At 42.6% G+C, this 24,282-nt stretch carries 21 protein-coding genes and 2 pseudogenes; all 23 read right to left on the reverse strand.

All coding sequences use genetic code 11. From position 1 onward, the window contains the following. Positions 1-4 precede the first annotated feature (4 nt). The 23 genes and pseudogenes from SSV_RS07655 to SSV_RS07770 all read right to left on the reverse strand — a co-directional run bounded on the left by SSV_RS07655 (position 5) and on the right by SSV_RS07770 (position 24,260). Entirely contained in the window at positions 5-556 is a 552-nt protein-coding gene (locus SSV_RS07655; protein ID WP_072074336.1) for an NUDIX hydrolase, read from the reverse strand. An 8-nt stretch (positions 557-564) separates the two neighbouring features. Further along, positions 565-1,944, reverse strand: a complete 1,380-nt coding sequence (glmU, locus tag SSV_RS07660) for a bifunctional UDP-N-acetylglucosamine diphosphorylase/glucosamine-1-phosphate N-acetyltransferase GlmU (RefSeq protein WP_072074337.1) — start codon at positions 1,942-1,944, stop codon at positions 565-567. Positions 1,945-2,070: 126 nt separating this feature from the next. Beyond that, positions 2,071-2,865 (reverse strand): hypothetical protein, encoded by a 795-nt coding sequence (locus SSV_RS07665; RefSeq protein ID WP_141640141.1) that lies wholly within the window; start codon positions 2,863-2,865, stop codon positions 2,071-2,073. Between the two features lie 403 nt (positions 2,866-3,268). Next, positions 3,269-3,895, reverse strand: a complete 627-nt coding sequence (locus SSV_RS07675) for a PadR family transcriptional regulator (protein ID WP_072074339.1) — start codon at positions 3,893-3,895, stop codon at positions 3,269-3,271. Positions 3,896-3,989: 94 nt separating this feature from the next. Continuing rightward, a complete protein-coding gene (locus SSV_RS07680; RefSeq protein WP_072074340.1) occupies positions 3,990-4,439 on the reverse strand; it encodes an ASCH domain-containing protein in 450 nt (149 codons plus the stop codon). Positions 4,440-4,489: 50 nt separating this feature from the next. Continuing rightward, positions 4,490-4,837: a DUF7716 domain-containing protein gene (locus tag SSV_RS07685; protein WP_072074341.1), complete on the reverse strand. Its 348-nt coding sequence runs from the start codon at positions 4,835-4,837 to the stop codon at positions 4,490-4,492. Then, entirely contained in the window at positions 4,834-5,577 is a 744-nt protein-coding gene (locus tag SSV_RS07690; protein WP_072074342.1) for a GNAT family N-acetyltransferase, read from the reverse strand. Before SSV_RS07690 ends, SSV_RS07685 begins: the two co-directional genes overlap by 4 nt. Further along, positions 5,574-6,554 (reverse strand): glycerophosphodiester phosphodiesterase family protein, encoded by a 981-nt coding sequence (locus SSV_RS07695; RefSeq protein WP_072074343.1) that lies wholly within the window; start codon positions 6,552-6,554, stop codon positions 5,574-5,576. Before SSV_RS07695 ends, SSV_RS07690 begins: the two co-directional genes overlap by 4 nt. Positions 6,555-6,563: 9 nt before the next feature. Further along, positions 6,564-7,262 carry a 3-oxoacyl-ACP reductase gene (locus SSV_RS07700; protein WP_072074344.1) on the reverse strand — a complete coding sequence of 233 codons (699 nt, stop codon included), beginning with the start codon at positions 7,260-7,262 and terminating at the stop codon, positions 6,564-6,566. After that, positions 7,255-7,491 (reverse strand): DUF2829 domain-containing protein, encoded by a 237-nt coding sequence (locus SSV_RS07705; RefSeq protein WP_002899859.1) that lies wholly within the window; start codon positions 7,489-7,491, stop codon positions 7,255-7,257. Before SSV_RS07705 ends, SSV_RS07700 begins: the two co-directional genes overlap by 8 nt. Positions 7,492-7,829: 338 nt before the next feature. Then, positions 7,830-8,498, reverse strand: coding sequence for a Fic family protein (locus tag SSV_RS07710; protein WP_072074346.1), 669 nt, complete (start codon positions 8,496-8,498; stop codon positions 7,830-7,832). A 233-nt stretch (positions 8,499-8,731) separates the two neighbouring features. After that, positions 8,732-9,553 carry an EbhA gene (locus SSV_RS07715; RefSeq protein ID WP_072074347.1) on the reverse strand — a complete coding sequence of 274 codons (822 nt, stop codon included), beginning with the start codon at positions 9,551-9,553 and terminating at the stop codon, positions 8,732-8,734. 163 nt (positions 9,554-9,716) lie between these two features. After that, entirely contained in the window at positions 9,717-10,187 is a 471-nt protein-coding gene (locus SSV_RS07720; RefSeq protein WP_072074348.1) for a GNAT family N-acetyltransferase, read from the reverse strand. 77 nt (positions 10,188-10,264) lie between these two features. Continuing rightward, positions 10,265-10,723, reverse strand: a complete 459-nt coding sequence (locus SSV_RS07725; protein ID WP_072074349.1) for a GNAT family N-acetyltransferase — start codon at positions 10,721-10,723, stop codon at positions 10,265-10,267. Between the two features lie 15 nt (positions 10,724-10,738). Next, positions 10,739-11,164 carry a GNAT family N-acetyltransferase gene (locus SSV_RS07730; protein WP_072074350.1) on the reverse strand — a complete coding sequence of 142 codons (426 nt, stop codon included), beginning with the start codon at positions 11,162-11,164 and terminating at the stop codon, positions 10,739-10,741. Positions 11,165-11,227: 63 nt separating this feature from the next. Then, a pseudogene (locus SSV_RS07735) lies at positions 11,228-12,172 on the reverse strand (S41 family peptidase). A gap of 137 nt (positions 12,173-12,309) precedes the next feature. Continuing rightward, on the reverse strand, positions 12,310-12,579 hold the full coding sequence (locus tag SSV_RS07740) for a hypothetical protein (RefSeq protein WP_072074351.1): 270 nt from the start codon (positions 12,577-12,579) through the stop codon (positions 12,310-12,312). 37 nt (positions 12,580-12,616) lie between these two features. Continuing rightward, positions 12,617-14,023: an amino acid permease gene (locus SSV_RS07745; protein ID WP_072074352.1), complete on the reverse strand. Its 1,407-nt coding sequence runs from the start codon at positions 14,021-14,023 to the stop codon at positions 12,617-12,619. Positions 14,024-14,181: 158 nt separating this feature from the next. Continuing rightward, positions 14,182-16,170, reverse strand: coding sequence for an ABC transporter permease (locus tag SSV_RS07750; protein WP_072074353.1), 1,989 nt, complete (start codon positions 16,168-16,170; stop codon positions 14,182-14,184). Continuing rightward, a complete protein-coding gene (locus SSV_RS07755; protein WP_072074354.1) occupies positions 16,170-16,931 on the reverse strand; it encodes an ABC transporter ATP-binding protein in 762 nt (253 codons plus the stop codon). The genes SSV_RS07750 and SSV_RS07755 overlap by 1 nt, the downstream gene beginning before the upstream one ends. Before the next feature lie 178 nt (positions 16,932-17,109). Continuing rightward, positions 17,110-17,241 carry a hypothetical protein gene (locus SSV_RS12255; RefSeq protein WP_009659231.1) on the reverse strand — a complete coding sequence of 44 codons (132 nt, stop codon included), beginning with the start codon at positions 17,239-17,241 and terminating at the stop codon, positions 17,110-17,112. A gap of 348 nt (positions 17,242-17,589) precedes the next feature. Continuing rightward, positions 17,590-18,766, reverse strand: a pseudogene (locus tag SSV_RS07765) (oxidoreductase). 163 nt (positions 18,767-18,929) lie between these two features. Beyond that, positions 18,930-24,260 carry a SpaA isopeptide-forming pilin-related protein gene (locus tag SSV_RS07770; RefSeq protein WP_072074355.1) on the reverse strand — a complete coding sequence of 1,777 codons (5,331 nt, stop codon included), beginning with the start codon at positions 24,258-24,260 and terminating at the stop codon, positions 18,930-18,932. Between the last annotated feature and the right edge of the window lie 22 nt (positions 24,261-24,282).

Raw genomic sequence — 24,282 nt, forward strand, 5'->3', positions numbered from 1 at the left:
GTTCCTATTTATTCAGATTTTTTTGTTCCCAGTACTGAAGGGCCATGATGGTCTTGGCATCGCAGATGTCACCGTTTTGCAGCAACTGATGTGCCTCCTCCAGACTGACTTCAAAAAGTTCCAATGTTTCATCCTCGTCTTGGGGACGAGGGTTTTCGACCTTTGTCAAATGGCTGGCGCTGTATAGCTTGATTTTTTCATTGCAAAAACCGATGGCAGAGTAGAAATCATAGATCAACTCCAGTTGTCCAGTGTAGCCTGTTTCTTCTTCTAATTCTCGGAGGGCAGCTGCTTGGGGATCGGCATTCTCACCTACCTCAAGCTTTCCAGCTGGAATCTCGTAAGAAGTCGCTTCAATCGCCTTGCGGTACTGCTTGACTAAAATCATCTTATTTTCCGGAGTGATAGCAATTACAGCGACCGCCCCATTATGAAAAATCAAATCCCGTTGAGCTTGGCCTTTGCCATCTGGCAGCTCTACCTGGTCCTGAACCACTTTAAAAATCGGTCCCTGATAAATTTCCGTACGTTGGACGGTTTTTTCTTCAAATTCCATGACTGAACCTACTTATTTTGAGGATGATGAGGAAGTCGCTTAGCGTAATCTTCCTTGTTGATCTGACGGCCACGACCCAAAGCAATGGCATCTGCTGGTACGTCCTTGGTAATAGTAGAACCCGCACCGACCAGTGAGTTGTCACCCAGCTCAACTGGGGCAATAATGGTCGAGTTGGAACCAACAAAGACATTGTTACCAATGATAGTCTTGTACTTCTTCTGGCCATCATAATTAACCGTAATCGTACCCGCACCAAAGTTGACATTAGCACCAACCTCAGAGTTTCCAATGTAGGTCAAATGACCAGCCTTGGTATTTTCACCTAGAGAAGAGCCCTTGACCTCAACAAAGTTTCCGACATGGACATCCTTGGCCAGACTAGAACCTGGACGAATGTGAGCGTAAGGCCCGACCGTCACTCCATCCGCAACACTTGACTCCTCAATCATGGAGTTGGTAATGACAGTCCGTTCTCCAATGACAGAGTCCACAATATAAGTACCATTGGTCAGGATAGTCTCTGCCCCAATCTTGGTCTGACCTTTCAGGGTCACATTTGCTTCAACTTGAACCTCTGGCGCAATTTCTACATCCACATCGATATAGGTCGCATGAGGATTGACAAAGCTGACACCATTGACCATATGCTGCTGGTTAATCCGGTGGCGCATAACACTCTCAGCTGTAGCCAAAGCTACGCGGTCATTAACCCCCAGACTTTCATCAAAGTCTTTCAGCGTATAAGCGCCGACTTTTTCACCATTTTCGCGGAAAATACCAATCACATCTGTGATATAGTATTCGCCTTGAGCATTATTGGTATTGATATTTTTGAGGGCTTCAAAGAGGCGGGCATTGTCAAAGACGTAAGTCCCCGTATTGATTTCCTTGATTTGCTGCTCAAAGTCTGAAGCATCCTTCTGCTCAACAATTTTCAAGACTTCGTCGTGCTGATTGCGTACGATACGGCCGTACCCGAAAGGATTATCTGCTTCTGCTGTCAGGATAGTCGCAACGTTCTTGTGGTTGACATGAAAGTCAATCAGATTTTTCAGGCTTTCTCCTGTAATCAGGGGAGTATCGCCAGCAATGACCAGCGTCTGACCTGTCAGATTTTCCAAAACAGGCTCCGCCATCATAACGGCATGACCCGTTCCCAGCTGCTCGGTCTGACGGACAAAGTCTGTCTGACCTGCCAAGACTTGCTCGACTAGCTCTGCCTTGTGGCCAACAACTGTCACGGTCTTTTCTGGATTAATGGCACTAACACTACGAAAAACATGTTCCAGCATAGAAATTCCTGCAACCTTGTGCAGTACCTTTGGTAAATCTGACTTCATGCGAGTACCCTTACCCGCAGCCAAAATAATCGCGTAATTTGTCATCAATTATCTCTTTTCTGTAGGATATCACCTTTATTATATCACTAAAAGGTAATTTTTAAAAATTTAAAATCAAGCCAGCCCCATAAAAATCTGCAACAAAAAACTTTTGAACAAAAAAATCAGCCTTTAAACAGCTGATTTTGCTTCTTTTTCTTTGATTTTCTTTGGAAGATGGACTTTTGCCTTGCCATAGTCCTTGAAAACAGCCCGCTGCTTGAAGTAAATCAATTCTCCATCTAAAGCTGTATCTTCGTCCAAATCCATGGTCATATCAATAGAGCGGATAGTCCGAGTCTTAGGGTCAACCACAAAGGCAACCTTACACTTCTCAATGTCAATGGTCGTATCATAATGCTCATCATTATAAGCATAGTAGAAAGCATCGATAAGGTCATAGGCCAAATCACCTTCTGCTGTCACCGAAAACTCATAGCCGCCTTCCACTTTTTTCTTAGTTAGTTCTGACTCATTATCTACCATGACCTGCAGCAAAGCCTTAAAGGAGGACATGCCCGAATAGCCATTGATATGTTTCCGGGAGTCGGTGTCATCAATGGTCTCAAAGCCGTCTTTTTCTTCCAAGTACATCCGTTCTTCGCTGAAATAATGGGTCAGTTCTTGATCATCATAGGTTTCGTAAAGCTTGGCTAAATAAGGTGAATCTGAAACAGTTAGCTGTTTAACGGTCTCAGCTTTTCTTTTTTTATAGCCTTCTAGATAGGTCGACTCAGACAGCCGATCCATGTAGAAACTATCATGGTCGAATTTTTTCAAGGATGCATCCACTACAGCTGACAGCTTAAAGCGGGATTCAAGAGCTTCTGCGATTCCTCCAGGTTTAAAGTAGGTATAAAGAAAGGTTCCGCCAATCAGTACAAAGCAGACACAGCCGTAAATGATAAAAAAATGAACCTTCTTCAAAATCAATCCTCCTAGGAGCTTTCTGTCGTTTTATAGCTTTTATTATAAGCTTTTTTAGAGCTATTTTCAATCTTTTTCAGAAACGGTCTTTGAAGACTGTTAAAAAATTAGTTTCTTTGGCCTTATGAATTGTGGATTTATATAGATTGCGGGCTTTAATCAATTTCTGCCTCTCCATTAGGATTGTCTTTATTGTCAACTAACCGCTCCATCCAGACAAATTCTTTAAATCCTTTGTCAGAAGCTGACCGGAAATCCCTTGGTCCCGATAAGCCGCATCTACAAGTACATACTCGATATATCCTGTAGCGGAAGAAATGCTAATTGGTTTTTCAAACTCTCAAAGTCATTGCCAAATGTATCTACAAGGCAAGTACCCACTGCTTTTCGAATACTTAGTATCTCAGCTCTCTTTCTCATTTTCAGCCAACTGCTGGCGAAGCTTGGTAAACCAGTCCAACTGAAAGCGGGCCGAATCCAGCCCAAATTCGAGCGTCTTCATTTCAAAATAGCCAATCTGGGAAATACTTTCAGCTAAATCAGCCGCCTGACTGGTCTCTATCAGCTCTGTAGCCAGGTGGCTGTTCTGCTCTAGATAGGCTTTTACTTTTTCCTGCTCCTCTGTATAACGAATCGCGTCTTTGACAGCTTCAAACTCTTGGACTTCAACTTCCAGTCCCTCAATGGTCAAATCCAGCATCTGAAGCTGCTCTTTCTTGGGCAGATAACCCATAAAGAGGAATTTCCCCAAGTCCATATTCTTGTTCTTGCTCATGTCGATAGGCGTTTTAAGCCACTCCAAAAACAAGATTCGTCCCGAAGCGGTAATGGCATATTCCTTCTTCATTTTTCCTTTTTCTACATACTCCGAATAAGTCACTGCCCCTTGCTGGGACAGCTTTTTTAAAGCTGCTTGGATACTGCCTAGACTGTCGCTGCACATGGAGCTGAAATTTTGCCGCATGACCTGACGAATTTCATAAACTGTAAAATGCTTTATCATGAGTAAGCCTAAAATTAATTTGTCCATTTCTCCTCCATATCACGATTCCTTTATATACCTAATAGTAACATTTCTGCTTCGATTTATCAAGGGCAAACAAAAAGCCTATTCAAAAATAGACTTAAGCTTGATCCAGCGGATAGACCTTGCGAAATTCTTCTAGGACGACACCCGTTTCTTGGGAAAATTCCAAACCGGCTTCCGCCAGACACTCCGTGAAAAATTCCTGATGGACTTGTTGCCAGTAGGCCAAGGATTTGTCTCCTTCTCCTTCCTTAAAGGCGTGTTCGGCTGAAACCTCATTAAAAGGCAGCACAGAGACTTTGGTGATTTCAATGATACAGACTGCCCTATCTTGACTGTCTAAAATGACATCAAAACTTCCTGCCTGCGGCAAGGGCTCATTTTCAAGCTTATAGAGCTCATAGGCCGAAGCAGTCGCTGTCTTTTCACCACGAAGCACTAAGTCGGCAAGCTCATCTGCCAAGGCACCAAAGGCCCAGGCGTCAATCTCATCGCCAATCTCTGGATTGATTTTCTTATATGCCTGCCACATTTCTTTTGGGGTCATCATTTCTCCTGTCTTTCTAAAATAAAAATTATTGTTTATAAAAAATCTTCCTACAAAACTGTATTTTTATCAAAATCCATAAAGTCATCATGCTCATAATAGTAAAGCAGAGCCTGTAAACACTCTTGATCAGTTGCTTCTGCTTTCTGCTCCATAACTGACAAGAGAACATCCGCAAAATCTTCACCGTAATAAATCAACTCCAGCTCCTGCTCCCTTACTTGTCTAGGATAAACATCCTTATTATCCACCACTTGAGGATAATCAGCAAGCAAGTAGCTCTCCTGAAAATTCAGTTCTCCATTTTCCTTAGCATATAAACAGAAATCATCATCTAGCTCTTCCGATTTTACAGCCTCCATGATGTCTTTTAAGTCATAGGTTTGGTTTTTCTTCATTGGTCAAAAGTCCCTTTCCATTCATAAGCCGGATAAGCTCCTAGAAACTGATAGCCCAAGCTTTCTGCAATCTTCTTGGAAGCTTCATTATGCGCATCCCAAAGAGGAAAGAGCGAGCGATGTTGAGCTTCTAAAATCATTTGGGCACCTAAGATTTTAGCCAAGCCCTGCCTTTGGTAGGCTGGCTTGGTAGCAATTTCAATCTCAAGGGCTCCATGATAGACCAATCCTGTCGATACAGCAGCAATGATTTCCTTCCCTAAATAGAGTAAAAATCCAAAGCCACCCAACGCTTGAAAATGGTCAAAATCGGAAAAATCACCCTGCAAATCCTGAGACCAGACTTCCTCAGCCAAACGCTCATAACTCTCCTCATCAATCGGACAAAGGTAGTAGTTTGCAGGTAACCTGCGCTGCCATTTCTCCAAAGCCTCTTTGTCAAATGAAGCCCTGTCCGCAAAAGCATAACGAGTAAACTTGCCTAACTCACTCTGACTATCCAGAAACTCTTGCCAGCTGGACTCCTCGGAAATAATGACCTTGTCAGCTAAACTATATTTTTTGCTAAATTCCTGCCACAAATCCGGATCCACCTGACCAGCCGGAAAAATGAAATTTCCTAGTTGGTAAAGGCAAGATGTCTCAGGCGCATTCATGAAGAACTGCCCTAGGCCAGCATCCAAACCGTAAATTACCATATTTTTGGTCCAGGATTGGAAAAAAATATTTTTCACCTTCATTTTTTGTCTTCTTTCAGATGCAGTTCATTGATTTTATTGGTCCAGATATAGCCGTCAAAGCCCTCTGGGATATCTTTTAGACTATGGATATGATCGAAACCTTCTGATAAGTCGCTGCCGCCAGCTGTTAGCTCAACCCATGTATTGACAGCTTCCATTCTTTCCATAAATTTATTTGGCCAACCCCATAAGAATTTGGCATATTTCAAAGGAATGCGCAGCTCTGCATTTTTCATTTCCTCAGGGATATAGCCAGTAAAGCCCAATAATTCATATTGGATAAGAGCATTAAGCATGCGCTTTTTGGACAAGAGCTTGAGACTACTGCTCTGACTGCGCAACCAATGAACGCCTTCCTCACTTGCCCCGCAAACACTTAGTCCATCTAGCCTTTCGGACGAGAGCGTTTTTAGCTTTTCCCACAAGACTTTATAGGTTTCTAATTTCCCATCTTTGACCTCAATCACAAACTCCTTGTCAGGAAAGGACTCAAAAACCTCATCTATTGTGGGCATCTGGCCGACTCCTTTTCCTCTAAAAGGATAGGTTTTTCCTCCATCAGCCGTATAACCGTAACCGATATCCATCTTTTTGAGCTCAGCCATTGTGTAGTCCTGAATTTCTCCCTTAATGCCTGTTTTGAATTCCAGAGTTGCATCATGAAAGACTGCCAGTTGCTTGTCTTTGGACAATTTTACATCAAACTCCACTGCATCCGCTCCTAGGTCAAAAGCCGCCTGCATTGAAGAAATGGTGTTCTCAAGATAGGGATGTGTAGGAGGGTCAATCATGGCTGCCGTATTGCTGTCCCAGTCCGCTTTAGATTCATCAAAGGTCTGCGCAAGTCCTCGATGGGCTAGGATTTTATATTCCTGTCTCTCTTTATTAGAAAAGAGGCTTGTATTGTTTAACCAGATAAGAAATAGCAAGGCCAGACAAACCATATAAGTCTTTTTGCGTTTTTCCCATTTAAACATTTTATTTCCTTACTTCAAACTCCAGCCGCCGTCAATTTTGATAATCTCGCCCTGCATAGCAGCTGCCTTACCACTGGCTAGAAAGAGGCTGATGTTTGCCACTTCCTGAGGATCCAGCCAGCGCTTGATCGGCGTTTCCTCAGCAACCCAGTCTGCCAGTCCTCCTGGCTCAAAATCTGAGGCAGTCATGGCTGTCTTGACTGCGCCTGGCGCTAGGCCAAAGACTTGGATATTTTTATCCGCATAGTCTAAGGCTATCTGCTTAGTCAGGCCAGCCAGAGCATGCTTAGAAGCTGTATAGGCAGCACCGCCGCCACCAGCCAGAAAGCTAGCAATCGAGCACATGTTAATGATGATGCCAGATTTCTTCTCCAGCATTTTCTGCAGGTAAAAGCGAGTGATTTTTATTGTAGCGGTCAGATTGAGCGCAAAAATCTGCTCCCAGTCCTCGTCGCTGGTCTCGTGCAGGGGACGATAATCGTCCAAAATACCTGCTGTATTGCAGAGAATATCCACCTCAGGTAAGCTAGTAAAGAGTGGTGTCAAATTCCCTGTCAAATCCATCTTGACAAAACGAAGCTCATTGAGAAAACCAGGATTTTCATCCTTGTCCACCCCGTAGACGCGGTAGCCATTTTCCAAAAAGGTCAGAGCCTGAGCTCGGCCGATGCCAGAGCTAGCTCCCGTCACCAGTACCGTCTTAGTCATCTACTTCCACCCAATCTGTAGCGAGCACATCACAAGGAGTCGGACTCCACATGGAGAAGCCCTCCCCTTCGCCTGAAACATTGATGAGGAAATAAGGTGTCACTTCGAGAGCCACCCCATTCTGCTCAATCGTGTCAAAGAGCTGGACGTAGTTTTCTGCCCCGCCCCAGCCTGTACGCACATATTTTTTCTTGGCCTTAAGACCTGGTAAAATTTCTTCAAATGTCATGGTTTTCTCCTTTATCATCTATAAACCCTGATTTGATAAGGTTTTCCAACCTCTGAAATGAGGTGGTTTTTAAATTTGTTCACCTTTTTGTGGACTCATAGACCATTTATAGCTTTTTCGTAGTATGAAACAGCCTCTTTTTATTTAACCTTCTACATCTACGATTGTACGGATATTGTCGCTATCTTAAATGATTTTTTCAAGCTCATAGTAGCCAAACTTTGCCAACATTGTTTTTTTGTTTTAAACTCCACCAGCGAATTTCAGCTACTCATCTTGTATCATCACCCCATTGATGATTGCTTTTAAAATTTTTTTATAGCAAAAATAGTTCATTGCTAAAACTGGCTCATTCTCTCCTTTTCGTCATCTAGTGACTGCTGCAATAAGTTAGCCAGTCCTTGGATGTTTTGAGCAGCTAAAAGCTCCATATACTCCGCCCTATCATCCTTACTGATGATGACTGGAGCACCTAGGTACTTCATAGCTAAGTACATAAGAACCAAGCGGCCAGTACGTCCATTCCCATCGCTAAAAGGGTGAATACGCTCAAACTGGATATGAGTATCAGCCAATATCTCTACTATCTCACGCTCACTCTTTGCCGCATCTAGTCTATAAGCTGTATTATCTGCCCATTGAGCCATTAGGAAAGGCGTTTCCTCTGGTGAAGCCGTCTTAAACTCAGCTCCTATGATGGCATTCTGAACAGTTTTAAACTGCCCTCTATCGTGCTGCAGGCGGTCTGTCAATAGCGCATGGAAATCTTGCACCAGCCCCACAGTCAAGGGAGCGTTATTAGCCAAGCTATCCAGCAACAAAGAAAAAGCCTGTTTGTGGTTCTCTATCTCATAGAACTCTCTGATACTCTTATGCTTCCCTGGCAAGGTGCTTTCTAAGATGATACTGACCGTTTCGGGAAGAGATATAGTGTTTCCCTCAATCCCGCTAGAATGGTAGGCAATACGGATCAGAATATCATCCAGATAATCTTGTTTATAGGTCATTTTGTTTCCTTTCACTCTTTAGTGTATTTGATATAGCTGACTTGTTTAAGTTTTAGAAATTATGCGCTTCATGCTAAAAAATATTAACAGCTTCAAGCCTTTTGGTTATAAAATCAATCTTTTCGACTCACCCTAAAATTAAATGCTTGAGCTTTTGAAAATACTGATATTAGGTTCTTGATTGCTCTAAAACAATACATTATCAGCCGATGGACTTTTCATTGTATAGCGAATTATTTTATTTCAATTAGCTTTTGATATATTTTTTCCGTTAATCCTGTTTGCTGGTTAGCTGTTAAGTGACGAGAGGTACGAATAACAATCGTACCATAAACATAGTGAGAACCTGGGTTTAGAATCCCATTCCCATCAAAGGCAGATAGATAGGTATTCCGCTTCTCTGCCTCCTCCTTAGTCTTATAAACTTCTATATTTCCTCCTACATCAGTTCCTTTATCAACAATGTCAACACCCTCTACCGATTCTGTCACCTGATTATCAGAAAAATAGACTGACGCCGTATAGCCACCCTGTTTATTCAAATGACCGTTAGGAACATGATTTTCTGTAGCAGATTGAACCTCGGTCACCGTATCTATTTCTCTAAGTCTTTCTTCTACAAAAGAGCTAGATGGATTCGTAATCTGTTTGAGTTGGATGACACTCTTCTCATAGTTTGCCATTTTTTCAGATAAATTTTTCTGAGTGACAGAGTAGTCTATAGGCACGGCGATCTCTTTAGCTTGGTTTTCAATATCCGAGGTACTAGTCTCCATTTTTGGAACTTTACGAATTTCTTCTTTGGCATTTGAAACAGCTGTTTTTAATTCTTCTAAGCTGCTGGCATCTAGAGGCTCAGCCTTATCTTTTGTCAACTTTGTTGCAGCCGCTACTTGTTCCTCTATCTCCTTATTATTACCTTTTAGCATCTCTACTGCTTTCTCAAAGTTTGAAACAGCTTTTTGATGCGGGGTAAAAATAAAGAAATAATAACCTGTTGCTAATGCCAGCACCACTAAAATAATACTTATGACAACAATGTTTTTCTTTTTCATTTTTAAACTCCTATTTGTAATTGCTTTATTTAAGCTTAAATAATAAATTCACAATAATATTTTTAAAATACCAGTCTTCCTCTTAAGAACTATAAAAACTATCCAATGTCATGGTTTTCTCCTTTTGTTTATTGATATTCGTTTATAAATCCGCTGCCAGCTATCAGCAGTCATAAGTATATTGGACGACTTTTGCTTGACTGTCAAAGCCAGTCTTTTGGTAAAAGGCCAGAGCATCTTCATTATCCTCCAGCTCTGTATCGACAAAAACATCCTGTATCTGATGTTTTTTTGCATAATCAAGCAGTTTATCAATCAAACTTTTGCCAATTCCTTGTCGCTGGAAACTAGTCGCGACGCCCAAATCATAGATAAAGATGCTGGACTTTTTAGTTTGATAGCCCGGCAGAACATAGGCTGTCAGACCTCCAACAATTTGATTTTCTGCCTTTGTGATAAGCACTAAAAGTTGAGGATTTTCCAGCAGATTGGAAAGATACGAGGAATCCGGAAACTCAGACTCTTCCCAGTCAAAGACTTCTCGAAAGACCTCTAATAAGCCTTGAAATTCTTCCGCACTTTCTACAAAACGAATTTCACAATTGCTAGCTCTTCTGCTGCTTTCTTTTTTCATGGTAAACTGCCTACTTCCTTTTCTAGGGATAATGAGTGATTGCACTTATATGTCTCTTTGTCTGGCTGCGATGTTGACTAGACCTTCTTCTCCATCTCTACAAAGAGATGAATATCGCCATTGCTTTCTTGCGGAATGCGCCTCACCACTTCAAAGCCCATGTTGAGATAAAGCTGCTGGGCTCGGTGATTGAAGTCAGCCACGTATAACCTGATGACTTGGGGTGCAAAATTTTCCATGATAAAGTCCAGAATTTCTTTCAAAAATGCAGCGCCCCGACCTTTTCCGCAGTGCTCCGGCTTCATCCCCAAACCAAGATCCAAAATTCGCTCTCCTTTCTGCTCCAAGCAGAAAAATCCATAGAGTTTCCCTTCTCTCAGGACTTGATAATAACGGTCTCCACGCGCTTCAGGGGAGACCATTTCTTCATAATCCTCCAGGTCATTTTTCATATCATAAAAATCATAAGGCGCCTCATAATGCCAGTCCTTAGCAATTTCCAAAGCATGCTGCTGGTTTAGTTGTTCAATCATCATCTACTCCTCCTTTCTCTAAAATTCCCAATAAAAGCGTTTCTGGTCTGCTTTTTCGCTGCAGCCGAGGCTGCGATAAAATTCATGGGCTGCGGAGCGGGAAATACCTGAATTAATCCGAATCCCTGTGTAGCCTGCCGCTTTTGCCTCGTCACGCAAAGCTTGCATCAGCGCTCTGCCATGTCCCTGCCCTTGAAAATCCTGAGCGACGGCCAAGGCCAAGAGATTGAGCAAGAACGGGAAATAGAGACAGTCATAGCTAGCCGCATGAGCGTAACCTATGACCTGACCATCTTCTTCAACTACCAAAATCAAATGCTGGTCATTCTCTAGCAGCCTCTTCAGTTGAGCCTCCGTCGCTTCCCTATCGAAATCGTAGCCTAGGCACTCAGCATTAAGCCGCTGAATAGCTGCAGCGTCTCTTAGTTTTATCTTACGAATCATCTGTCACCTCGTTCTTCTCTTTATTATAGCAGAAAAGCAGTCTCTTTGACTGCTTTCAATGAACTATTCTCCTATCTGTCCCTTCAACCAAGATTCCGCCTCTTCTAAAGGATGGTCTGTTAGGACATCGGGCTGAATTGCCTCATTCTCATAAAGCTTGCCCGTGCGATCTAGGATACTCGAGGTAGTCAAGAGCAAAACTGCTCCATCATATAGTTGATAATAATTATTCCCCGTAGTATAGCTTGCCGTTGGCTGACCAAAAATTTTAACATTTTCAAGTCCCTTAAAAGCTAAAACAATCATCTCTCCTGAGCTGCCTGTCTTCCCATTGGTAAGAACAGCTATCGGAACTTTCTTTGCTTTCTCATCAGTCTGCTCCAGACCAAGCTGCTTAAGGACATCTGATCGAGAAACCGCGCTCTTGCTTCCATTTTTATAAACGAATTGGAAGAGGTCTTCATCAGGCAAAAGAGAGGTCAGTCCAGCAATCATCGGATACATATTCCCGCCGGTATTATCTCTCAAATCCACTACAACCGCCTGATAGTCAGCCTTTTAAAGAGCTGCTGAAAGTTTGTTAGTATAAGCCTTCGCTGCCTGTGCATCACCAGTGAAAGCAGGAACTTTTAAATAGAGAACTCCCTCTCGATTCTGCACTTCAGGCTGATTTTTGCTTTCCGGACTATTCTCGGGATTATCCTGTGGATTTAAAAAATAAGAATGCTTTCCGCCAGCCTCTTTGGTTAATTTTTCCAAGACAGGATAGGTATCTTGATAAGTCTTGGCAGATTCAAGCTTCTCTAAGGCTTTCTTTTTCTCATTTTCCCAATCTTTGTCAGTATAAAGACCAAAATCAAGTTTTTTCACAACCGAGCGAGCGTAGTCCTGCGGACTAGGTGGGAAAAGAAAAATGCCATAGTCTGGACCAAAGTAGGCAAGAAAACCTATTAAAAGTGCAAGCAAAACCAGTACTGTTCCAAAGCAACCTAAAAGGACTTTTTTCATAATCGCACAACCTTTCTAGTGAGGATTTCTGAGCTGATTATAGCAAAATAGAGACACGTTTTCCATGTCTCTACCTTACATTTATCATCGTCAATCTTACATTTTTGTAAGATTATTTCATTTAAATCTACAGAAGCTTATTTCCATCTCTCACTCTTAGAGAATGCAATTATTAAACCAGACCCAGCGAGAGCTGCCAGAATAACAAGACAGATATTTTTCAGTGGATAGAGCCAGTCTTTATTTTCCTCATGCCACCTTGTCTTCCAAAGCCGAACATACTCAGCATGCATATCTTCGGGCTGGTTCAACTGAATATTGATCACAATCGCTAGTAAGATCAGGGCAAGCAATGCAAGGGCAAAGAGCCAGATTTTCTTCTTTTGGGTTAGATTAAGTTTCTTCATTCTTTTCTCCTTCTACTTTCTCTTTAATATCAATACTTTATCCCAACTTCTCTTTTACAGCTATTTCAGAGTTTCGATAGCCATAGAAGGCATAGATAAGACTTCCCAGCGCTAGGGCAATGCCAAAGGCCTGCCAGGTTTCTTTGGTGTACTGAGTCATAAAGGATAGACAGATAACAATGGACAAGATTGGCGTCAGAGGGACTAAAGGCGTTTTGAATTCTCCAGCTTTGGGCATTCCTTTGTCTTTCCGCAATTTCAAGACTGCCACAGCTAATAAAATCAGATAGGCCAAGGTACAGATGTTGAGGAAAGAAGCGATACTAGCCAAGGGGAAGATACCCGCACAGATGGCTGAAGCAATCCCTACCAGAATCGTTGCATTCTTTGGCACCCGACTGGTCTCTGTCAATTTCTTGAAAGAGCCAGGCAAGAGACCATCACGCGCAATACTGTAAATCATCCGCGACAGGGCGTAGGTCATGGAGATGCAGACCGTAATCAGAGTCAAAATAGCGACAACTGAGATATAGTTGGCTGCCCAGCCAAGTCCGACACTGCGCAGGGCAAAGGCCACCGCATCTGAGACATCCAGCTTGCTATAGTGAACAATCCCAGTCAAGACCAAGGTCACCAAAATATAGAGAATGGTTACAATACTCAAGGATAAAACGATCCCGCGTGGAACATTCTTTTGGGGCTCCTTGATTTCATCGACCGCCATGGAAATGGACTCAAAACCTAGAAAAGCAAAGAACATAAGCGAAGCCCCAGCCATGATACCGACCTTGCCGCCATAAATTTCTCCGAAGCCAAAAGGTGCAAAGTTAGACAAATTTTCTGGCTTGATGAAGAAAAATCCTGCAATGATAAAGAGTGCCAAGGCTGAGAATTTCAAGACTACCAAGGCTGAGTTGAAGCGCAGGGCTGCCTTTGAGTTCAGAAGAACAACTCCCGTTACAAAGACCAAGACCAGAATAGGCAGCAAGTCCACATAAGTACCCGCTTTAGGATTGAAAGTGCCATTCAGAGCTGCCGGCAGTTGGATACCAAAGCCACTAAGCAATCCTTTCAAATAAGAGCCCCAGCCAGAGGCAACACCTGAGATAGCGGTCATGAACTCCATGATGGTCAGCCAGCCAGCCAGCCAAGCAGGAAATTCTCCTAGAACCGCATAAATATAACTGTAGGCTCCACCATTGGCCGGAATCCGTGAGGCAAACTCAGCGTAAAAAAGGGCCGAAATACTCACACAAAGCGCTGAAATGACAATCGAAACGGTCAGAGCTGGCCCAGCATATTTGGCTGCCCCAGTCCCTGTGATGGTGAAAATCCCAGTTCCTACCATGGCTCCAATACCAAGCAAAATTAAATCAGGAATTTTCAAGTGACGGCGCATGCCCGTTCTGTCCTTACTAGCATCTTTTTTTCTAAAAATATTCATCTATTTTTACTCTCCTAATTGCATTAACGTCCTATTTTATCATATTTCCACGCTTTTAGGAATCTTTCTCGGAAATTTTCCGAGAAAAGAAAGGCTGAGAGAAATCTCAGCCTAAGTCTTTAAAATAGATGAAAGGTATATGATGACTGTCTCTGCTATCACATAGCCACAATTTTGCGATAGCTGCGAGATGTGATGAGAAAGACACCGACATATACTGCAATAAACAGAGCACAAACACCCAGAGTCACTACTAACATAAGTGTGGCATTCAGCACCCCTAAAGCAGATAAAATCAAGCTCAGCATGTGATAGGCAAAAGCCAAATGAAGAAAGGCAAAAATTAGGGGTAGGAAGAAGACTATCAGAATCTGCCTACGTATCGTTTTCTTAATTTGTTTTTCGTCCAATCCAACCTTCTGTAAAATAACAAAGCCTTCTCTATCTTCATAGCCTTCAGAAATCTGCTTGTAGTAGATGATAAGAACAGTTCCAAGCATAAAAACGATTGATAGGAAAATTCCAATAAAGAACATACCGCCTAGCATTCCTTTTATTTCTTGCTTATCAAAGGCAGTCACCGAACCGTAGATAGCCTGATTTTCAGGTAAGGTGGTATTAAAACTGCTTAGCTTTTCTTGGTATGTTTCTTTGAGTTTTCTCTGTTCTTCTTTTGGAAGCTTGAGATTTAATCCTCCATAATAGTTAACATTGACAGCGTAATCGTTCATCAATGAAGAAAAGATTTGACTCGGATTTTTAGCTACCATATAGATTTTTTCAGGCACTATCATATTCATCGGATCGGGTATATTACCGAAAACGAAATCTTCTTTTAATTTTCTCTTGATTTTTAAATTTTTATCAGCTAGCTGTAAATCTTTTTTGCTATCTAGTTCCAGTCCTTGCTCAAATATGGCTATTTCATCATCTTTAAGCTGAAGACTTTGACCCGTCATTCCTTGATAATCACTCTCAGAAATGGCCAAAATATAAAGATTTGGAGTGAATGATTTCTGTCCCTTAGAATAAATATCTAGCTGATTACCAGCTCGGCTGCTAACCCCTATCGTATAATACTGGTAAATAACTTTTTTACTAATCTGCAGCTGCTGCTCTTGAACAAACTCCGTCAAAGCTTGGTCCAGCACCTCACCTGTTACTTCTTTTCCTTGGATACTGAAATCATGCGGGAACATGGCATTCTGCATATAATCACCACCAGCATAAATGTTGGCTCCACCAGATAAGGTAACCAGAACCATTGTCGACAAAATAGAAATCGTCGCTAAACCGATTGCATTTTTCTTCATTCGAAAAATTAGATTAGATACCGAAATCATGTTATCTGGCTGATAATAAAACGTCTTCCTCTTTTTCAAAAATTGTAAGAAAACAGTCGTTCCTGCATTGAAAAGCAGATAAGTCCCTAGAATAACAAAAAGTACAGCTACGAAGAAAATGATAATAGCTGCCATCGGATTAGATACACCTAAAGCAAGATAATATCCAAAAACGAGGGAAGACATACCAATAATAGTTTGCAAGAGTAAAAAGCGACTCTTTTTCTCCCCGCTATTTTTTTCCTTGACTAATTGCAGAGCATCAAACTTTCTTAAGTAAAAGCCATTTTTAATTACTAAACAGAAAAATACAAAAGCATAGAATATGATAATCAATACCATTACAAAAGGTTGAAAAGTCGAAACTAGAACCACCTTGGTACCCATGAGCTTGAGCAAAAAGGCATAAATCAGCTGGTCAAAGAGAACACCAATAATCAGCCCCAAGCTTACAGCCACTAGCCCGAAAATTAACAGCTCAATAAAGGTCATAACAAAGAGATGGCGTTTATTGAGCCCCAACATGCCGTAAAGCCCCAGCTCCTTGGAGCGATTCTTCATGACAAATTGATTAGCATAAAAGACAATAATTCCAGCTGTGATGTTTACAATAACGACTCCTAAGACCAAAACGAAGATAACAGAGCTGGCACCTGTCATTTTGGATAGATTGGGATTAAAAGCCAAGGAGTTAAAAATATAAGAAATGGCTACAGCCACACAGGTAGCCAGTGCAAAAGGATAATAGAGACGGCGGTTCTTAATCAGATTGGATACCGCCAATTTTGATGCTAATCGAAACACTAGTCCTTCACCTCACTTGCCATAACTGTCAGAGTGTCAGAAATCTCTTGGAACATCTCCCGCTCGGTCTTGTCACCTCGGAAGATTTGATTATAAAGAATCCCATCCTTGATAAAGAGCACCTGTTTGGCGCGGCTAGCCGCTGCTGTCGAGTGGGTTACCATGAGAATAGTTTGACCGCGCGCATTGATGTCGTCAAAGACATCCAGCAAGGCTGCCGAAGACTTGGAATCCAAGGCTCCCGTCGGTTCGTCCGCCAACAGAATCTCAGGGTCTGTGATAATGGCCCGAGCCACTGCAACCCGCTGCTTCTGGCCACCGGAAATCTCATAAGGAAACTTCTCTTGGAGTTTGTTAATCCCCAGCTCATTGCAGATTGTGACCAGCTTTTGCATCATCTCGGTAATGGGACGGCGAGAGAGGACCAAAGGCAGGAGAATGTTGTCTTTGACCGACAGGGTATCCAGCAGGTTGAAATCCTGAAATACAAAGCCTAATTTCTCTCGGCGGAAGCTGGAAGCCTGGCTGTTTTTGATGGTTGCCGTGTCAGTTCCGTTGAGAAAGACGCGGCCCTCAGTCGGCTTGTCCAACATGGCTAGGATGTTGAGCAGGGTCGATTTCCCAGAGCCTGACTCCCCCATGATGGCGACATATTCGCCTTTTTCTACTGTAAAGTGAATGTCTTTCAGTGCCTCTACTTGACTACCCTGAAAGCGGGTTTTATAAATCTTTTTCACGTGTTGTACGTCTAATAATGTCATATTCGAACCTCTTCTTTATTTAACTTGATACTACTATCATACCGGAAAGACAGACAAGTTTCCATAACCTAATCTTTCATTTTGCCTGCCAATCTTACATTTTTGTCATCTTGTACTCCAAGTCGGATAAAGAGAAAAGTCAACTAACCTTTCTCTTACCCTTGAATAATGGAATCTCTCAGTGACTGTACTGCAGCCAGAAATAATATTGACTGGAAGCACAGCCTAGACGAGTCTTCTCGATTTCTTCCTTGGAAATCTTTTGAGCTTTAGGTTTACTTTGGCGATGGTTAAAAAGATTGATTTTCATAGCGAGCCTCCTTCTTGAAATCTGATGTTTAGTTTGGAAGATTGTTATCTTCTTTTTCTTTACACTTATAGGATACCGAATTCCTAGACTAGCTGCCATAAGATAACCTTTCATTTTAGCCTGTAAACTTACATTTTTGTCACTTAGGAAAAATAGTTTTCGATTGCCCTTAAACTGCGTCAATAGACCTAAATTCAACGATACCTATCGGCTTCTTTCATCAAGCGAATAAAAAAACCGGAATTTGTTTCCGGTTTTCATGATATATTTCCTAAATTTAAAGATATAAAAGTTTTCTTTCCAGAGGAGGTTCAGACTTCTGTCAATACTATCTTGAATAGGCTATTCTTACTGCCCCTCATCCCCAAATTTACCCGTATGAAGATGAATAATACTGTCATGACCAGGTAGAGGAGGCAGCCCGCCAGAATCCTTACGGCTGAACACTTCAAGCAAGCCCGGTGTCAATTGAGAATTTTTCAACTGCTCAGGGCTAATCTCATGGACAATTTCTGCTCCATGTCCCGTTGCCAAATAGCGGGTCAATCAAGGTACCACGGCCGATTGCAACTAAATCCGCAGCCGTATCCTCAATAGCAGCTTCTGCATCTTCCTGACTAAAGACACCACCGATTGTAATCAGTTTAGTTTGCTCATCCATCACTTCCTTAAAATGATTTGCATAGGTCTTGTCTGATCCTGTAGGTTTTGAATCATAGCCAGCCAAAAGCGACAAATGGATGTAGTCTAGTTCGTGCTTGACCAGCTCCTTGACCAAAAGCTTGGCTTCTTCATAAGTATAGCCAACTTGATCATCATGGATTTCATCTGGGCTAATCCGATAGCCAATAATAAAATCTTCTGGCGCATACATGGCCGCAGCACGCTTCACTTCCTCGACTACCGCCAAAGGAAAGGCCATACGTTTTTCCAAAGTTCCGCCCCATCTGTCCTGACGAACATTGGATGTGCTAGAAAAGAATTGCTGCAGCAGATAGTGGTTGGCACCATGGATTTCCACTCCTGAAAAACCAGCTTGAACTGCACGTTTGACTGCTCGACCAAAATCCTTGATAATTTCAAGGATTTCTTCATCGGTCAATTCTCTCACCGGATATGGCAAGAAAGAAAAATCTAAAGCACTGGGAGCCAATACTTCCTCACCCTTCAAAGCACGGCCTGAAGCTGCTATCCCACCATGATGAAGCTGCAAAATCGCTTTATTGCCATCCTTCTGAAGGGCAGCTGCTAATTTTCTCTCCCCTTCAATGTGGTCATCAGAGTAAATACCTAATTGAACTGGGTAACCAGTCTGGTAACAAGGCCCTCCTGATGGACTAACATAATGAAATTCAGTAATCAAAAGACTTGCTGCCTGAGAGCGTGCTCCATAGTATCGCAAAGTATCATCAGACACAAATCCTCCTTCTAAGCCACTGAAAGTATACATAGGGGACAGCACCAAACGGTTGGTTAATTTGGCACCGTGACGCAATTGAATCGGGTCTACAATTTGTTTAGACATAGTAAAAATCTCCTTTCTTATTTGACAACTATTATAGAAGATTCAGAGGCAAAAACAAGGGCTTTTCAGTAAGTGGTATTAACCATCAGGTATCCGGTAAGAAAACGACGGTCAATTGCATAAAAAAACAAGCGTCAATTTTCATTGACACTTGTTTTCTGTTTTATTTTTTGAAACGGATTCCGAAATAAACCCCACAACCAACTATGATAATCAAGCCTATAGCAAGTAGCGTAAAGCTGATTTCTGTACCTGTGAAAGGCAGAACTTTCTTCGAGTTCCCCTTATCTCCAGGTTTATCTTGATTTGATTTTTTCGGATCTGGATTACCTGTTTCTTTAGACGGATCTTTGTCTGGACCAGTCGGTTTCGTTTGGTCAGTTATGACTAACTTCCCATCCTTGTATTCAACTGTATTTCCATTGGCATTTACAACTGTTACTGTGCCATCGAGATTCACTTGGAACACAATGTCAGTAACAGCTAGGTAACCAGTTGGGGCTGCAGCTTCATGGAAGGTATATACTCCAGGAGCTAATTCAATCTCATACGATTTATTTGCTTCTGAAGTCCATTTCGTTACAGGATTACCAGTTGCCTCTTTGCCTTGGAAAATTTGAATCTCTGCACCAGCAATCTCAGTACCGCCTAAGTTGACCTTACTGAAGGTCACCTTACGTGGAAGGTCGTCATCCTTATCAGTAATAGTCAGAGTTCCACCATTGGTCGCAACGGTGTTAGATTCACCCTTAGCATCTTTCTCACCAACGTTTGTCACTTCCACTGTGCCGTCATGTTTGACTTGGAAAGTGATGTCGGTCACTTTGAGGTAACCGGTCGGTGCTGCTTCCTCATGGAAGGTGTAGGTACCTGGAGTCAAGTTGATATCCTTAGACTTACCAGCTTCAGATGTCCAGCTTTCGACTGCGTTTCCTTCTGCCTTATCGCCCTTGTAGATCTTGATTTGAGCTCCTGCGATTTCTGTACCACCAAGGTTAACTTTACTGAAAGTAATGGCTTTGGGACTATCATCGTCTTTATCCGTTACTGTAACAGTTGAGCCGTTGGTCACGACCTTGTTGTCTTCACCCTTAGAGTCTTTCTCACCCGCGATTTCTGTACCGCCGAGGTTGACCTTGCTGAAGGTCACCTTACGTGGGAGATCATCATCCTTATCGGTTACTGTAACAGTTGAGCCGTTAGTTACGACCTTGTTCTCTTCACCCTTAGCGTCCTTCTCACCAACATTGGTCACTTCCACTGTGCCGTCATGTTTGACTTGGAAAGTAATGTCAGTCACTTTGAGGTAACCGGTTGGCGCTGCTTCCTCATGGAAGGTGTAAGTACCAGGTGCCAAGTTGATGTCCTTTGACTTACCAGCTTCGGATGTCCAGCTTTCTACTGCTTGACCTTCAGCTTTCTCGCCCTTGAAGATCTTGATTTGAGCTCCCGCGATTTCTGTACCACCAAGGTTAACCTTGCTGAAGGTCACCTTGCGTGGGAGATCATCATCCTTATCGGTAATGGTCACTGTTGAACCGTTTGTAACGACATTGTTCTCTTCACCCTTAGCGTCTTTTTCACCAACATTGGTTACTTCTACTGTTCCATCATGCTTGACTTGGAATGTGATATCAGTAACTTTGAGGTAACCCGTTGGGGCTGCTTCCTCATGGAAGGTATAAGTACCAGGTGCCAAGTTGATTTCCTTAGATTGATTAGCTTCCGAAGTCCAGCTTTCGACTGCTTGGCCTTCTGCTTTATCGCCCTTGTAGATCTTGATTTGTGCACCCGCGATTTCTGTACCGCCGAGGTTGACCTTGCTGAAGGTCACCTTACGTGGGAGATCATCATCCTTATCGGTTACTGTAACAGTTGAGCCGTTAGTTACGACCTTGTTCTCTTCACCCTTAGCGTCCTTCTCACCAACATTGGTCACTTCCACTGTGCCGTCATGTTTGACTTGGAAAGTAATGTCAGTCACTTTGAGGTAACCGGTTGGCGCTGCTTCCTCATGGAAGGTGTAAGTACCAGGTGCCAAGTTGATGTCCTTTGACTTACCAGCTTCGGATGTCCAGCTTTCAACAGCTTGACCTTCAGCTTTATCGCCCTTGAAAATCTTGATTTGAGCTCCTGCGATTTCTGTACCACCAAGGCTAACCTTACTGAAGGTTATCTTACGTGGAAGGTCATCATCTTTATCGGTTACTTTAACAGTTGAGCCGTTGGTTACGACCTTGTTGTCTTCACCCTTAGAGTCTTTCTCGCCGACATTGGTTACTTCTACTGTTCCGTCAGTTTTGACTTGGAAAGTAATATCTGTTACCTTGAGGTAACCCGTTGGAGCCGCTTCCTCATGGAAAGTGTAAGTGCCAGGTGCTAAGTTGATTTCCTTAGACTTACCAGCTTCAGATGTCCAGCTTTCGACAGCTGTGCCTTCTGCTTTATCGCCCTTGTAGATCTTGATCTCTGCACCAGCAATCTCAGTACCACCGAGGTTGACCTTACTGAAGGTCACCTTACGTGGGAGATCATCGTCCTTATCAGTCACAGTAACTGTTGAACCATTGGTCGCAACGGTGTTAGATTCACCCTTAGCGTCCTTCTCGCCAACGTTTGTTACTTCTACTGTTCCGTCATGCTTAACTTGGAAAGTAATATCTGTTACTTTGAGGTAGCCTGTTGGAGCTGCTTCCTCATGGAAGGTGTAAGTACCAGGTGCCAAGTTGATGTCCTTTGACTTACCAGCTTCGGATGTCCAGCTTTCTACTGCTTGACCTTCAGCTTTCTCGCCCTTGAAGATCTTGATTTGAGCTCCTGCGATTTCTGTACCGCCTAGGTTAACCTTACTGAAGGTAATCTTACGCGGTAGGTCATCATCTTTGTCAGTCACCGTAACAGTTGAACCATTGGTCGCAACGGTGTTAGATTCACCCTTAGCGTCTTTCTCGCCGACATTGGTCACTTCCACTGTGCCGTCATGTTTGACTTGGAAAGTGATGTCGGTTACTTTGAGGTAACCAGTTGGAGCTGCTTCCTCATGAAAAGTATAAGTACCAGGTGCCAAATTGATTTCCTTAGACTGATTAGCTTCAGAAGACCAGCTTTCTACTGCTGTACCTTCAGCTTTCTCGCCCTTGTAGATCTTAATCTCAGCACCAGCAATTTCTGTACCGCCGAGGTTGACCTTACTGAAAGTAATGGCTTTAAGACTATTGTCCTCTTTATCGGTTACAGTAAGAACCAAGCCATTTGCTTCAACAGAATCTGTTGCTCCTTTAGCATCAACTGTAATGGTGCCATCAGAATGAACTGTGAATTTAATATCTTCTACAGCTACAAATCCAGCAGGAGCAAGGCTCTCTTTCAGAGAATAAGTTCCTGGAGCTAATTTTACTACCTTAGATGCGTTGGCTTCGGATGTCCACTCTGCAAGAGGCTTAGCTTCAGGACGAATCTGACTGCCTTTGTAGAGTTTCAATTTCGCACCAGGAATTTCCTTCCCGTTTGGATCTACTTTCTTGATCGTCACATCTCGTTCTGAGTCGTCATCCTTGTCTGTTACCTTCAAGATTGCTCCGTCAGTCACAACCTTATTGTTTTCTCCTTTGGAGTCTTTCTCGCCGACATTGGTCACTTCCACTGTGCCGTCATGTTTGACTTGGAAAGTGATGTCGGTTACTTTCAGGTAACCAGTTGGCGCGGCTTCCTCATGGAAGGTGTATGTACCAGGCTCCAAATTGATTTCTTTAGACTGATTAGCTTCCGAAGTCCAGCTTTCTACTGCTTGACCCTGCGCTTTGTTGCCTTTGAAAATCTTAATTTGAGCGCCAGCAATTTCAGTACCGCCTAGGTTGACCTTACTGAAGGTAATGGCTTTAGGACTATTGTCCTCCTTGTCGGTAATCGTCAGAATTGACCCTGCTGCTTGAACAGTATCTTCTGCTCCTTTTTTCACAAGAGCAACAGTACCATTAGCACCTACTGTAAATGTAATATCTTCTACATATTGATAACCCGCAGGAGCGTTGGCTTCAGTCAGTGTATAGGTTCCTGGAGACAATTTTATGACTTTAGAAGTATTTTCTTCTGAAGTCCAGTCTGCAACGGGAGCTTCTTCCTGATCAACATGATCACCTTTATAGATTTTCAGTTGCGCACCAGGAATTTCTTTCCCGTTTGGATCTACTTTTTTGAAGGTTATATCCTGCTCAGTTACCGTCTTCTTATTGACGATTTCACGCGATACAGATTTGTCTGTTCCAAAATCCTGGGAACCAATCTTAATTTCCTCAGTTAATTTATCATATCCTGTAGGAGGAGTCACTTCACGAATGGTATAATCATCGCGCAACAAGTCACCCAAGTTGGCATTCCCGTTAGAATCTGTAGTTAATTTCCCGACAACTGCACCGCTCCGATCACGAATAACTTCAAATTCTGCACCTTGCAGGTTCTCACCATTTTCATTGACCTTATGAAGCTTAATGGTGAAAACATAGCCTTCTCCAACACCGCCAGCAATCTGATAAGAGCGATTTTCAGCTGATGTCGTTGTTTGACCACCGTTATAGGTCATGGTAGCACTGTTGGAAACACGCTCACCATCAACAAGATCGTAATCTGCTTTTGTCTTATAGTCCAGCAAATACCCGAAACCATCCATGTCGCCAAGGTCAATCGTGAATCCATCACCAGCAGCATTTTCCGTGATTTTTGATTGGAAATTAGCTGTCACGTCTTCTGTTGAATCCCGCACCCAATCTCCATTATTCCAGCGCCAAGCAATTTTATAGACCCGAATTGAGTCTCTCATGATTTTAAAATTAGGCGAGGTAATCTTGTCAGTAATCGTTACATCGGTATAATGCTCCATATTGCGGTTAATCGCAATATTGTAATGAACTTCATTCTTACCGTCTTCTGCTGCCTGATAAGAGCTCTTCTCAATTTTTGAGTCATATCTTTTGGGTGGTCCATTATAATGGACGATTCCCGGATACAACATCCGACCTCCTACGGTAAATCCACCATTCAAGTCACCTTCTTGTCTCACAACATCATGATCAACTCGTGCATAGAAGAAGAATTCTCCTTGAACACCAGACTTTTGCTCAACATAATTTGTATAGGTCAAAGTAATGGTCTTGTTGGTTGAATCCAAAAATCCATTTGCCACTACGTTATCCGAGCCGTCCTTAAGCTCAATAGCTGAAGAGTTCCCAAAAGCATACTCAGAAGGCAAGGTGATTTTTGTCGTATCTCCTTGATGTACTTGGTTATCCGGCAAGACAAACTTTGCGTAAACTCGAAAAGTTTCCCAAATATCAATTCCCTGCGTCAAATCACCACCTGAAGAATTCTTCAGGCTCATCTCCGTGATAACATCACCAAACTCAGCTGCTTGCACCTGAGTAAGAGGAGCAACTGATGGCAAAATGACTCCTAAACAAAGAATAATAAGGTGGAGCAATGCTCTAATCCTTTTGTTCATGCAATTTTCCTTTCTCACAATA

Origin of the sequence: Streptococcus sanguinis, assembly GCF_001078705.1 — a bacterium.
Classification (GTDB): domain Bacteria; phylum Bacillota; class Bacilli; order Lactobacillales; family Streptococcaceae; genus Streptococcus; species Streptococcus sanguinis_D.